This window comes from Desulfosarcina widdelii, from assembly GCF_009688965.1.
Lineage (GTDB): Bacteria > Desulfobacterota > Desulfobacteria > Desulfobacterales > Desulfosarcinaceae > Desulfosarcina > Desulfosarcina widdelii.
The window spans coordinates 4,024,550-4,037,617 of record NZ_AP021875.1; the positions used below are offsets into that span (position 1 = coordinate 4,024,550).

Annotated in this window: 15 protein-coding genes; 12 read left to right on the top strand and 3 right to left on the bottom strand. The window is 57.7% G+C overall.

Annotated features, from left to right (window positions below):
• Positions 1-284: 284 nt before the first annotated feature.
• Both GN111_RS18505 and GN111_RS18510 read left to right on the top strand, forming a co-directional pair.
• Positions 285-2,978 carry a bifunctional acetate--CoA ligase family protein/GNAT family N-acetyltransferase gene (locus tag GN111_RS18505; protein WP_155305169.1) on the top strand — a complete coding sequence of 898 codons (2,694 nt, stop codon included), beginning with the start codon at positions 285-287 and terminating at the stop codon, positions 2,976-2,978.
• Between the two features lie 30 nt (positions 2,979-3,008).
• Positions 3,009-3,254, top strand: coding sequence for an acyl carrier protein (locus tag GN111_RS18510; protein ID WP_155305170.1), 246 nt, complete (start codon positions 3,009-3,011; stop codon positions 3,252-3,254).
• Between the two features lie 39 nt (positions 3,255-3,293).
• On the opposite strand, the gene GN111_RS18515 is transcribed toward GN111_RS18510, so the two are convergent.
• A complete protein-coding gene (locus tag GN111_RS18515; protein ID WP_231715490.1) occupies positions 3,294-4,709 on the bottom strand; it encodes an MFS transporter in 1,416 nt (471 codons plus the stop codon).
• A gap of 200 nt (positions 4,710-4,909) precedes the next feature.
• On the opposite strand from GN111_RS18515, the gene GN111_RS34230 reads away from it, so the two are divergent.
• The 4 genes from GN111_RS34230 (at position 4,910) to GN111_RS18530 (ending at position 7,553) form a co-directional block, all read left to right on the top strand.
• The gene (locus tag GN111_RS34230; protein ID WP_269433786.1) at positions 4,910-5,032 is read left to right on the top strand and encodes a hypothetical protein; all 123 of its coding nucleotides are present in this window, start codon (positions 4,910-4,912) and stop codon (positions 5,030-5,032) included.
• Between the two features lie 59 nt (positions 5,033-5,091).
• Positions 5,092-6,051, top strand: a complete 960-nt coding sequence (locus GN111_RS18520; protein ID WP_155305171.1) for an NAD-dependent epimerase/dehydratase family protein — start codon at positions 5,092-5,094, stop codon at positions 6,049-6,051.
• 94 nt (positions 6,052-6,145) lie between these two features.
• A complete protein-coding gene (locus GN111_RS18525; protein ID WP_155305172.1) occupies positions 6,146-6,514 on the top strand; it encodes a hypothetical protein in 369 nt (122 codons plus the stop codon).
• 262 nt (positions 6,515-6,776) lie between these two features.
• Entirely contained in the window at positions 6,777-7,553 is a 777-nt protein-coding gene (locus GN111_RS18530; RefSeq protein WP_170302361.1) for a substrate-binding periplasmic protein, read from the top strand.
• 10 nt (positions 7,554-7,563) lie between these two features.
• Here GN111_RS18530 and GN111_RS18535 read toward each other — a convergent pair whose 3' ends face one another.
• Both GN111_RS18535 and GN111_RS18540 read right to left on the bottom strand, forming a co-directional pair.
• Entirely contained in the window at positions 7,564-7,788 is a 225-nt protein-coding gene (locus GN111_RS18535; RefSeq protein ID WP_155305174.1) for a DUF350 domain-containing protein, read from the bottom strand.
• Positions 7,788-8,393 carry a transglycosylase SLT domain-containing protein gene (locus GN111_RS18540; RefSeq protein WP_155305175.1) on the bottom strand — a complete coding sequence of 202 codons (606 nt, stop codon included), beginning with the start codon at positions 8,391-8,393 and terminating at the stop codon, positions 7,788-7,790. The genes GN111_RS18535 and GN111_RS18540 overlap by 1 nt, the downstream gene beginning before the upstream one ends.
• Before the next feature lie 265 nt (positions 8,394-8,658).
• Here GN111_RS18540 and GN111_RS18545 point away from each other — a divergent pair, with 265 nt between their 5' ends.
• From GN111_RS18545 to GN111_RS18570, 6 genes are all read left to right on the top strand, one after another.
• The gene (locus GN111_RS18545) at positions 8,659-9,705 is read left to right on the top strand and encodes an NAD-dependent epimerase/dehydratase family protein (RefSeq protein ID WP_197740381.1); all 1,047 of its coding nucleotides are present in this window, start codon (positions 8,659-8,661) and stop codon (positions 9,703-9,705) included.
• Between the two features lie 21 nt (positions 9,706-9,726).
• Positions 9,727-10,086 carry a carboxymuconolactone decarboxylase family protein gene (locus GN111_RS18550; protein ID WP_155305176.1) on the top strand — a complete coding sequence of 120 codons (360 nt, stop codon included), beginning with the start codon at positions 9,727-9,729 and terminating at the stop codon, positions 10,084-10,086.
• A gap of 26 nt (positions 10,087-10,112) precedes the next feature.
• Complete coding sequence (locus tag GN111_RS18555; RefSeq protein WP_155305177.1) at positions 10,113-10,604, top strand: hypothetical protein; 492 nt, start codon at positions 10,113-10,115, stop codon at positions 10,602-10,604.
• Positions 10,605-10,666: 62 nt separating this feature from the next.
• Positions 10,667-11,011: a DUF3024 domain-containing protein gene (locus GN111_RS18560; protein ID WP_155305178.1), complete on the top strand. Its 345-nt coding sequence runs from the start codon at positions 10,667-10,669 to the stop codon at positions 11,009-11,011.
• Positions 11,012-11,030: 19 nt separating this feature from the next.
• Positions 11,031-11,513: a YbaK/EbsC family protein gene (locus tag GN111_RS18565; protein WP_155305179.1), complete on the top strand. Its 483-nt coding sequence runs from the start codon at positions 11,031-11,033 to the stop codon at positions 11,511-11,513.
• Between the two features lie 27 nt (positions 11,514-11,540).
• On the top strand, positions 11,541-13,019 hold the full coding sequence (locus tag GN111_RS18570; RefSeq protein ID WP_155305180.1) for a serine hydrolase domain-containing protein: 1,479 nt from the start codon (positions 11,541-11,543) through the stop codon (positions 13,017-13,019).
• Positions 13,020-13,068 lie beyond the last annotated feature (49 nt).

Here is a 13,068-nt window from a genome sequence, read left to right on the forward strand (position 1 = left end):
AGTGTATAACGACATCTGTTAATTCGGCATCGCGCTTGCCGCAATCCTCTTTACAACCTGCCGGATATTTTTACAGGGAACAGACGCCCGTTTTTCTGTCGATTACGGCAATGCTCTTAATTCGCATAAAATTCTGTCTTCAACAGGCATGGCATGAGGATTGCTGGAAATCGGAAGAGATTACAGGGCGGAGACAACCGCATTACCACCCAGCCGAATTTGCATGAGGGGGCATCTTCGATGCCTATGACCGGAGCCGGCAACCCGAACATGAGGAGATGCCCATGAGCGTACGCAATCTCGATTCGCTTTTCAATCCCTCCTCGGTGGCCCTGATAGGTGCCAGCGCCACACCGCAGACCGTGGGCGCGGTCGCCACGCGCAATATCTTCGCCGCCGGCTTCCATGGCGACATATACCTGGTCAATCCTCGGCGTTCGGAAATCGACGGGCATCCCTGCTTCAAAGATGTCGCCAGCCTGCCGGCGGCTCCAGACCTGGCCGTGATTGCCACCCCGCCGGATTCGGTGCCCGGCGTGATCTCCCAACTGGGCGACCGGGGAACCAGAGCGGCTGTGGTGATTACCGCCGGTTTCGGTGAAGGGGGCAGCGCACGGGGCAAGGCCCTCTGTGACGCCATGCTTGAAGCGGCGCATCCTCACCTGATGCGCATCGTCGGCCCGAACTGCTTCGGTCTGATGCTGCCCAGGCTGGACCTCAACGCCAGCTTCATTCACCTCCAGCCCCTGCCAGGGCGGCTTGCCTTCGTGGCCCAATCCGGGGCTCTGCTAGCCACGGTAGCAGACTGGGCAACCCATCGACGCATCGGTTTTTCCCACCTGGTATCGCTGGGGGACATGGCCGACGTCGATTTCGGGGACACCCTCGACTACCTCAGTGCGGACAGCCACACGCGCGCCATCCTGCTTTATATCGAGTCCATCACCCATGCCCGCAAGTTCATGTCGGCGGCACGGGCGGCGGCACGCGTCAAACCGGTCATCGTGGTCAAGGCCGGGCGCTACCGGGAGAGTGCAACGGCAGCCGCCTCTCACACCGGGGCCATGGCCGGCAGCGACGCCGTATACGAGGCCGCGTTCAAACGGGCGGGCATCCTGCGCGTCAACGATCTGGAAGCCCTGTTCGACGCGGTCTCCACCCTGGGGCTGATGCAGCCCGTAGCCGGCGACCGTCTGGCCATCGTGACCAACGGCGGCGGCATCGGCGTCATGGCCACCGACACCCTGATGTACAAACAGGGAACCCTGGCCCGATTTTCCGAGAACACCGTGGAGCGTCTGAATCAGATCCTTCCGCCCACCTGGTCCCACGGCAATCCGGTGGATGTCATCGGCGACGCCACACCCCAGCGATATGTCGATGCCTTGCTGGCCATCATGGATGACCGAGGTGTGGACGCCGTGCTGGCGATGAACTGCCCCACCGCCATTGGCTCCGGCACGGAGACGGCCCGGGCGGTTCTGGATGCGATCAAAGCGCGATCCTCCAATGCCCGCCGCTGCGGCCTGCTCACCTGCTGGATCGGGGAGGGGCCGGGCGAGGCGGCCCGCAAAATGTTCATCGAGCAAGGCATCCCCAGCTACGAAACCCCGACCAAGGCCGTGCGGGGGTTCATGCAGATGGTGCGTTACCGCCACAGCCAGGACATGCTCATGGAGGTGCCGGCCAACATTCCTGAAGCCTTTTCTCCGGACCGCAAAGCCGTCCGGGATCTCATCGATGTGGTCCTGGCCCAGGGGCGCGACTGGCTGCTGGAAACCGAAGCCAAAGCGGTGCTCGGGTCCTATGGCATTGACGTGGTGCCGACGACGACAGCCGAAACCCCCGAAGAGGCCGCCGACATCGCTTCGAAAATGACCGGTCCCTATGTATTGAAAGTCCTTTCCAAAGAAATCCTGCACAAATCCGATGCCGGCGGCGTGGCCCTCGATCTGGAGACGCCCGGTGCCGTGGCCGAGCGCGCGGCCTGGATGAAAGAGCATTTCGGTTTGACGGCGGCCGATGGCAGCGCCCTTCAATTCAGCGTCCAGCCCATGATCGAAAAAGCCCATGCCCAAGAACTGATCGTGGGCATGCATGTGGACCTTCAGTTCGGGCCGGTGCTGCTCTTCGGCCACGGCGGCACGGCCACGGAAATTATCGGGGACCGCTGCCTGGCCCTTCCGCCGCTGAACATGAAGCTGGCCCGCGAAATGATTGACGGCACGCGCATTTCACGCCTGCTGGCCGGCTACCGGGGAGTGCCGGGGGCCGACCTGGAGGAGATTGCCGCGGCCCTGCTCAAGGTCTCGCAACTGGTCTGCGACTTTGCCGAAATCGTGGAACTGGATATCAATCCGCTCCTGGCCGATCCCCGGGGGGTGCTGGCCCTCGACGCACGCATCAGGATTCAGCCGGCGGAGGGCCCGGCCAACCGGCGCCTGGCCATCTGCCCCTATCCGGTGGAATTGGAGCAGACAATCCGCCTGGCCGACGGTCAGCAACTGCTCCTGCGGCCAATCCGCCCGGAAGACGAGCCGGCCTTTCAACGGCTTTTCGCCAGCCTGCCGCTCGAAACCATTCGCCTGCGCTTTTTGCACGTGATGAAAATGCTGCCCAAGGCCCTGGTCTGCCGCCTGACCCAGATCGACTACGATCGCGAAATGGCCCTGGTGCTGACCGAGGGTGACGGACGGACGGACGGAAATCTTTACGGCATTGTACGGTTCAGTGCCGACCCGGACATCGAAAAGGCGGAATTCGCCATCCTTCTGGGGGATGAGAAGACCGGCCTCGGTTTGGGACCCATGCTGATGCGGCGCATCATCGACTATGCGCGCAGCCGGGGCATTCGCAGAATTTTCGGCGAGGTTCTCAGCGACAACCGCTCCATGCTGGCCCTGTGCAAGGCCTTGGGCTTCAGCCGCCGCAGTGTGCCGGGTGATCCTGGAGTCATGGAAGTCACGCTGGACCTGTGACTGTCCCGTTGTTATTGGAAAGGAACGACCATGCAGAATGAAGAAATTGACCGGATCGTACTGGAGATGCTGGGCCAGGTGGCACCCGAAGCGCCGTTGGACAACCTGGACGCCCAGCGGCCGTTTCGGGATCAGTTTGCGTTCGACTCCGTCGATTTTCTCAATTTCATACTCAAGCTGGAAGAGAAAACCGGCGTCAGCATTCCGGAGCTGGATTATCCCGCCCTTTCCAGTCTGGAGGGCTGCCGCAGCTATCTCGGGGCCGGCTCGCAATAATTCATCGCCCTGTGGCAATGCTTATCGGACGCTGCTGTCTCATCCCTGCCGCAGTCGCCCCCGAAACATCGAAAAAAAAATCCCCACCGAGCATAGAAAAACCGAAACCGAGAAAATCACCCTGGAACTGACTAGAAAACGGCTATAATTTTCCGGTGCAATCGCCTGCTGACCGATCATCAGAGACAGAACCATAGTGGCAACGGCCATGCTGACCATCTGCCCCAGTAGTCGCATGGTGGCCACGGCACCGGAAGCGATGCCGTAATCCTTTTTGGCAACGGCCCCCATGATAGCACTCATGTTGGGCGAGGAGAATATGGCAAACCCGAAACCAAGCAGCACGAGGTTGCCGACGATGCCATTAATCGAGGTCCGGGTGTGCAGTTGCGTGAAAACAGCCATCCCCAGGGCGGTGATGGCCATGCCCCCCGTGGCCAGCAGGCGGGGCTGTATACGGTCGGAAAGGCGTCCGGCCAGCGGTGAGAAAACCGCCATGATCACCGGCTGGGCCATGAGCACCATGCCGGCGCTCTGCGGTGTCATGCCCTTGATGTACTGTAGGTAGAGGCTCATCATAAAAGTGACGGCAAACGTGGCCGAGTAGTTGAGCAGCGCCGCCAAGCTGGAGAAGGCAAACGTCCGGTTTTCCACGAACAGGGATACGTCGAACACCGGGTGGGATGATCGCAACTGGTGCCGGAAAAAGAGAATCAGCCCCGACAGTCCGGTGGGAATCAGGACCCATCCTGCCGTCGAAGGCAGAATCGTCGCGCCGTAAACCAGACAGAAAATGGCCCCGGCGTAAATCAGGCAGCCGGAAAAATCGAACCGCCGACTGTGGGCGTCGGCCCATTCCCCCTTGAGAAAAACAAAGGTGACGGCGACGGAGCCGAGTCCCAGGGGAAACATCGCCAGGAAAATGCTGCGCCAGCCAAAATGCTGAGTGAGGAAGCCGCCGGCAAACGGTCCTACCGAAAGCCCCACGTACACTGCTGCCACATAGATCCCGATGGCCCGCCCACGCTTTTGGGGCGGGAAAATGGAGGTCAGAATGGCCATTCCCGTAGTCACGAACAGGGCCGCGCCCAGGCCCTGGATCACCCGCAGGAAAAGAAACCAGGCGCTGGTGTGCACGAAAGCCGCCGCCGTCGCGCCAAGGGTATAGACGATCAGGCCGGTGCTGAACACCTTCTTGCGGCCATGGATATCGGCAAGTTTGCCGGCCGGAATCAGGGCCACGGACATGGCCAGCAGATAGGATGTGGCCACCCAGCTCAGTTGCACGGCATTCATCTGCAAGTGGTCTTGAATGGTCGGCAGGGCGACATTGACCGATGAAATCATGAACGGTCCCATGAAGGAAGTCAGGGTGGCCACGAAAAGGGCGGACCGTTCCAGGGCGGCCTGATTTTCGGGCTCGGGTTCTGTCGGTGATTTAGGATCGAATGTCAAAGCAAACCTTCCTCAAAATAGACGCTAAAATACAAATATTGGGCTTTTTGCCGATCCGTCAACACCGGTTCCCCTTGCGGCCACAACAGCAACCTTCATTGCGATCCTGCCATCTTTTCGTTGACAACAAGAGGTCCTCATTACTATAACTACGTTATATTTTTGAATCACATTCAAAAATATAACAGGAATAGAAAACGATGAGCAGCCTTTATTGCATGAAAACCATCATCAACAAGTCCTTCTCCCAACGGCTCTTTTTATCCAGGCTTGCGCACTATCCCGTCCTCGCCCGGTTGGAAAATCTGGTGGATGTCACCTGAAGCCGGATCTCACAAGCAACCAAACAGCATCGCTTGTACGAATCGGTCTTGGAGCGAATATGCACAACATTTTCATCACGGGAAGTTCGGGCTATTTGGGTACCCGGCTCATCGAGGAACTCGGAGCGAAAGAAAACGCGGGTTCCATCGTGGGAACGGATATCGTCGCCCCCCGAAACGAGACGGACAAGTGCACCTTTTTGAACATGGACATCCGTGATCCCGGCATGGATCGGGTGCTGTCCCGACACGATATCGATACGGTGATCCATCTCGCCTTTGTCGTCAAACCAATTCACGATCTTGCCCGGATGCACGACATCGACACCAACGGCACCCGCAACGTGCTGCAAAAATCGGTTGATGCCGGCGTCCGGCACATCGTTGCCGTCAGCAGCACCCTGGCCTACGGCGCCCATCCGGACAATCCTCCCGAACTGAAGGAAGAGAATCCCCTGCGCGGCAACCGCAGCTATCCCTATGGTTACAACAAGGCCCGGGTGGATGAAATGATCCAGGATTTTGCCGCCGACCACCCGGAAATCACGGTCACCATCCTGCGGCCCTGTACCGTCTTCGGCCCAACGGTGGACAACTACGTTTCGCGAATGCTTTTCCAGCCCCTTACCGTCGGAATTCAGGGAAGCAACCCCCGGGTCCAGTTCGTCCATGAAGAAGATTTTGTCCGGGCCTGCCTGATTGCTGTCGAAAAAAGGATTCCAGGTGTCTTCAACATCGTCGGGAAAGGAGCGCTGACGACAAAAGAAGTCGCTTCAATCACCGGGACACGAATCATCCCGCTGCCTGCATTTTTGCTGTACCCACTGGTGGAGATCCTGTGGCGCCTGCGTGTGCCGGTCATCGAAGTCAACCGGGGATACCTGGATTACGCCCGCCATGGTTTCGTTGCCGGCGGCAGAAAAGCCGAGATCGAACTTGGATTTGTCCCGGACTTCTCCTCCAGGCAGGTTCTGGAGGATACGGCAAGGAGGCGTCGCTATGCTGACCGCCAAACGTAAAAACCGTCTCTCCGAATTTTCCTTAAAAACAAAATTGCCAACCGCCTGAATCCTGGCCCTCCTGTTTTTCCTGGAATTCTGGATCAGTCGCGGTATGCGGTGGATCGGGGCGGCACTCTACCTGCTGTTGTGGCTGGGGTCCTATGGGGTGATCTATGCCGGTGCCTGTCGGGACTGGGTTTATTACGACAAAAGTTGTCCGATTCCCCTGGAAGGAGGCTGCGTCCATCGCTTTTTCAGATCGGGGAGTGGCCGGTTCGGCGTTGCGAGCCTGCTGTGGGCGACCTTTGCCTATGTCATGCGGGTATTCCTGCCCCTGTTCATCGTTGTCAGGGAGCGACTGGTCGCCATCGGTCTGGCACATATCGGCGTGCTGGCTTTGTTCTGGATCGTTCATCTCTATCTCGCCGCCTGTCCCAATTGCGTCAATTTTCGCTGCCCGCTGAACCGCGAAACCAAATAAAATCCAAAATGAACGGCATGTCTTAACTTCAAACCGCGATACAATTCACGCCCATGGTGCCCCCTCCCCTTGTGTTGACGTCCCTTTGCGTTGTATAATTAACATTGGTGTTTTTACCACTGAAGTGCCGGAAGGCCAGATCTCCCCGGGATAAAAATGTTGAACAGGACAATATGGAATTGCAGCTGAACGCGCTGGGTTAACCGACGACACAAAGTCGCTCCGGGAATTGCCTTATTTTGCCCTGGAAATGGCGAACGCTATGAAAAAGAATGTTTTCATTGTCGGTTTAGGGGTATTGCTCATCGCGGCGTTTCCGGGAACGACTGCCGCCGATGAACCCATGCCTGACTTTCACATCATGACCGAGCACTGGATTCCCTACCAGTTCGTGAAAGACGACACTCTTCAGGGCATCTCAGTCGATCTTCTCGTAGATCTGCTCAAGCGCGTTGGATCGCGCCAGGGGCGGGCCGATATAGAAATCGTTCCGTGGGCCAGGGGCTACCGTTTTGCCCAGAAAGAAGAAAATGCGATTCTCTTCCTGACTTCCCGAACGCCGCAGCGGGAGACACTGTTCAAATGGGTCGGCCCCGTGATCCAGAACCGCTGGGAACTGATCGCTAAAAAGAATCGACACTTCAAATTCGATTCCCAGGCCGAACTGTTGAACTATACTTACGGTACCGTCATCGACGATGTCGGCGAGCAATTTCTGCTCAACCTTGGCATCCAGAAAGAACGGCTTGAAAGAACTTCGGCTTATGCCAACTGCATCAAGATGCTGCGGGCCGACAGGGTCGATATGGTCGTGATGAGCTGGGAGACGTTCAGCCTGTTCGCCAGCCGGGAAGATATCGATGCGTCCGACTTCGAAAGTGTTACCACACTGGCTTCAAGCGATCTGTATTACGCTTTTCATAAAAACGCCCCCCAGTGGATTGTGGCCAAATTCCAGGATGCCATCGATGCGTTAAAGGCCGAAGGGAGACTGGACGCACTGAGAAAAAAATATGCCCACCTGAAAAACGGATATTGATCGATCCGTATCAGTTCAGCCCCATCCCGATCACCAGGCCGACGGCGATCCCCAGTCCGATGAAGATGGCACCCACCACAATGCCCACGGCCACATTTTTCGAGGCCAGCTCACGGGATGTGTCAAAAGGCGTCAGCCTGTCGAACAGCTTGTAACCGGCGGCCATGAATGCCAGGGTCAGCAGGGCGCCTATGATGGCGTAGCTCAGGTTCAATAAGGCAATGGACAGTTCCATCAGTGCAATACCTCCGTAATCGTTTCTATCTTGTCGACGTACCCGATCGTCTCTCGGCTGTGTTTGCCGGTAACGCCCGGCAGCGTTTTGCGGATCGAAGCCCACCGGTTGGGGTCCAGCCCCGATTTTTTGGCAGCCTTCTGCGCCCGGATGATGTTCATTTTCCCGGCATTGTATGCGCCAAAGGTGAAATTGAGGCGATCCCGAAAGGGCCGTTCAGCCTTCCAGGTTCGCCACAACTGCCGGTCGTAGTATATGCCTGCGGCGATGTTCCAACGCGGCTGCTCGCGCGTCCCTTTGACGGCCGGGTTTTTCTTGCGAATCTCCTTGAAGGTTTGAGGCATGATCTGCATGAGTCCCAGTGCTCCGACATGGGATCGGGCCCCGGCCTTCAACCGCGATTCGGCCACCGCCTGGGCCTTGAAGTAACGCCAGTCGAATGCCGGCCCGAAAAACCGCTTGGTGTATTTCGAAAAATAGGTGTCAAAGGTTGTTACCCGGTTATAGCGCTCAAAGGCCGCGGCGCTGCCGGGACTGCCGAGAACTGCGGCGGCGATAATCGCAGCCCAGGCCAGACACTTTCTTTTCGCATGAAAAAAAGACATTCTGTCTCCATAACTTTAAAAAAAATACAATCCATACGCGAACGGAGGAGGTCAAATTTGAGCAAATAATACCAGACCTGTCAACCGGTCGAGACAGCCGATTTCACTCGCAGGCGAGAAGCAACTTTGACCTGGATGGTATTGCCTGCTAAAGTATGGAAGTTTAATAGGTGACTGCCCGAAAGCAAATGCTTTCGGGGCCAAACCCGATACTCGGATTCGTACTTTGCTCATGCACCGGATACGTTCTTTCGAGGAGGCGAACATGCAGGCCATCGACAAATCGAAACCGGTTATGGTGACAGGCGGCAGCGGTTATATTGCCGGATGGATCGTCAAGTACCTGTTGGAAGAAGGGGTGACCGTTCGAGCGACCGTGCGCGACACCGGCCTGCCGGAAAAGGTAGCCCACCTCAACCGCCTCGCCGAATCCCTGCCGGGCAAATTGCGCCTGTTCGCAGCGGACCTGCTCAACCCCGGAGCCTTCGAGCAGGCCATGCAGGGCTGCGAACTGGTGATGCACACGGCCTCGCCGTTTCTGCTTAAAGGCGGTAAGGACCCCCGGTCTACATTTATTCGCCCCGCCCTGGAAGGAACGCGCAATGTTCTGGCCGCCGTCAATGCCGTCAGTACGGTAAAGCGCGTAGTTCTGACCAGCAGCGCTGCGGCCATTTATGGCGACCTTGCCGATGGGGATGCCTTTACCGAGGAACACTGGAACACGACCAGTTCGGAAACCCATCAACCCTACAACTACTCAAAAGCCATCGCAGAAAAGGAAGCCTGGAAAATCAACCGCAGCCAGGACCGCTGGGATCTGATCACGATCAATCCCACCATGGTCTTCGGTCCGGCCCTGACAAAAACCACCGCGTCGGGGAGCGTCGCCCTGATGAAGCAGTTCGGTGACGGCACGGCCCGGTTTGGTGTTCCCGACTTCGCCATGGGAATGGTGGACGTCCGCGATGTGGCCCGGGCCCATATCCAGGCCGGTTTCACCCCGGAGGCGTCCGGCCGGCATATCTTATCGGCCGGAGAATTCCAACTTCTGGAGATCGGCCGGATTCTCAAGGAGCATTTCGGGGACCGCTATCCTTTCCCCAAAAAAACCGCTCCCAAATTCCTCGTCTACCTGTTGGCCCCGCTGCTCGGCACAACCCGGGCCTTCGTCAAAAAAAACGTCGGCTACCGCGCCCGATTCGACAACACTTACAGCATTAAAGATCTCAACCTCACTTACCGGCCCTTAAAGGAAACCGTTATCGACCATTTTCAGCAACTGATCGATGACGGACTGGTTCCGAAAAAATAGGGAATGAAAGCGAAGAATCCGATGTCCGATTTGACTTTCCAGAAAATTGAACAAAGCATCGAAGATCGCAAGAAGCTGCACCTGCAGTTCCTCGACAACGTAAAGACCTATAAGCCTTTTCTTGAAGTGGAGGCAAAAGCCTTTGGTGACGGAGCGCTGGCCAGGAAGACAAAAGAGTTGATGGCCCTGTCCATCTCTATCGTAACGAAGTGCGAACCCTGTATGGAATGGCACCTCGATCAGGCGCTGCAGGCCGGGGCCACGGATGAGGAAATCTATGAAACCATCGATGTGGCCATTGAGATGGGCGGTGGACAGGCCGGCGCCTATGCGCGCTTCGTTCTCAAAGCCCTGGCCTATTTCAAGGATAAAAGGAAGTAATCCGACCCGACTGCGACGACGGTGACATGCACACCTATATCGACAATGGATGTACTATCTGGAACATCGCCGACAGGTTTCTGGTCAGATGCCCCAACTGCAGGAATATGGCCGTCGTAAAGCCCGAAAAAGGAGGCCGTGCCCGCTTCAGTTGCACCTGCTGCGGCAAATCCGGCGGCTGGCAGGATCGACACGAGGGCTCCGTATTGTACTCAACCAGCCTGGACCACTTTGATAACGGACGGGTTTGTATTGGCGCACCGGTGGACTGGTACTTTCATTTCCCTCTCTGGCTGCAAACCGAATGCTGCGGTCAAGTGCTGTGGGCTTATAACAGGGACCACCTCGATTGGCTTCGCGATTTCGTTAAGGCCGGGCTGCGGAAACGATCCTATGATTCCACACACGGCTGGTCCAATCAGAGTCTCGCCAGTCGTCTGCCCAAATGGCTGAAATCCGCCAAGAACAAAAACGCCGTGCAAAAAGCCCTCGACAAACTTTACGCAACAATTGCCTGAAATGGCTCCATGGGTCGATCATGGTGCAAGCCCCTAAATAGCAGAGTAAGGAGTACCATCCCATGTCATTTTCGGAATTCGAACTTAAACGCATTGACAAGCTGGTCGGAACCTTTTGCCGCAACCGGGTCCCGGAACGGGCGCGAGACCAACTGCGCTACAGCTTCCGGGTCGAGGGACAGAATGTCATTGTCTCGGAGGAGCGCAACCGCAGGGGAAAGCAAGAAGGATGGGTGGTCCTGGATATTGCCAGGTTCAGATATGTCAAAAGCACCAGGCGATGGAAACTTTATTGGATGCGCATCAGCGGCAAATGGCAGCTTTATGAGCCCTGCAACGAAGATAAAAATCTTGAAACCTTGATCGAAGCCATCGGAAAAGATACATATGGATGCTTCTTCGGCTGAATTAAAAGAAAGAGAAAACATGCCTAATAAGTTGCGCGAAAGTGCCCGTCGTGTTCAGGAGTTCCTCTCCGCCAAGGGATTTGTTTTCGAAGTGCAGGAACTGCCCGGTTCCACGCGAACGGCCAAGGAGGCTGCCGACAGTGTGGGCTGCCAGGTTGGGCAGATCGCCAAGTCGCTGGTCTTCAAGGACAAATCGACCGGCGAACCCGTTTTGGTGGTCGCTTCGGGAGCCAATCGGGTGGACCTCAAGAAAATCAAGGCCGCAACGGGGTTGAGACTCGGCCGGGCCGACGGCAATTATGTCAAGGAAAAGGTCGGATTTGCCATCGGCGGTGTGCCGCCGGCCGGCCATATCCGCCCGCTGCCGACGCTTCTGGACCCGGATCTGAAGCGGCACGACACCATCTGGGCTGCCGCCGGAACCCCTTTCGCCCTGTTTCAATTGAAACCCGACGACCTGGAACCGCTGACGGACGGTCGCTGGGTTGAACTTTCCGAGTAAACCGTTGCATGGGATAAGGGATCTGAAATGAAACAGGGTCTGCGACGCATTCTGACTGTTGTGGCCGGGATAGCGGTTGTCCTCGCGGTAGCCGCCGGATGGTATATGGTCAAAGCCATGCCCATCGGGACCGGCTACGTGGCCAAGTATCTTTGCACCAGCACCTTTATGTCCGGGCGTGATCCGCAAACCGTTTTCGTCGAAGACGTCAAGCCGGTCAATCCGCTGGCCCGCGTGGTGCGATGGAAAATCGACAGGGCCGGCCGGACCGTCACCGCCACGGCATTCACGGCCTTTACCGCCAAGGCCCTTTACCGAGAGGGCTGCGGCTGCACCCTGATGACCGATACGGCCGAGGCGGCTCTCCGCCGGCAGCACTTCTATCGCCCCGAAGACGGCTATACCGAACCGGCATTGCCGCCGGAGCATCCGTGGCCCCTGGGCAGCGGCGGGCCGGTGGATCCGGATTCGATGGGGGCCGACGCCCGGCAATTGAAAAAAGCCCTGGATGACGCCTTTGCCGAACCCGGGGCGGAAAAGATGCGCAACACCCGGGCCGTAGCCGTCGTCTACGGTGGAAAGCTGATCGCCGAACGCTACGCACCCGGATTCGGTCCGGACATGCCCATGCTGGGCTGGTCCATGAGCAAGAGCGTTACCAATGCCCTGGTGGGCCTGCTGGTGGGGCAGGGACGCCTGGTATTAAAAGATCCGGCCCCGGTTCCCGAATGGCGCTCTCCCGACGATCCCAGGCACGAAATTACCCTGGATCAGCTCATGCGCATGAGCAGCGGGCTGGCATTCGAAGAAATATACCGGCCGCTGACCCACGCCACCGATATGCTTTACGGGGCTCACGATTTCGGCGCATTTGCCGCCCAGAGCCACCTTGAAGCGCCGCCGGATCAAAAGTGGTCCTACTCTTCGGGCACGGCCAACATCATTGCCCGCATTGTCCGCTACGAAGCCGAGAAAACCACACCCGATTACTACCGTTTTATGCGCGAAGCCCTGTTCGACCGCATCGGCATGACCAGCATGGTGATCGAGCCGGACCCGTCGGGAACCTTCGTGGGATCCTCTTACGCGGTTGCCACCGTCAGGGACTGGGCCCGGTTCGGCCTGCTCTACCTTCAGGACGGGGTGTGGAACGGAAAGCGCGTGCTTCCCGAAGGCTGGGTGACCTACTCCACCACTCCCACGCCCAAGGCCCCCAGGGGAGAATATGGCGCGCTTTTCTGGCTCAATGCCGGCGCTCCCGGAAATTCCGACAACCGGCTGTGGCCCCACGCCCCCGTGGATGCCTATGCGGCCCAGGGATTCCAGGAGCAGAAAGTGATCGTGATCCCGTCCAGAGACGTGGTGCTGGTGCGGTTCGGAGCCACATCCCAGCGCTCGGCCTGGGACACGGACGCCTTTATCACCGGTGTACTCCAGGCGCTGCCTGAAAAAGCCCCGATGTTGAGCCGCCATGACGCCAATGGAGGGCAACCCAAAGCGCCTTGATCCAAGCCTCGAATCGCACCGCTTCTAAAAACGACAGAAGTATAGTAGC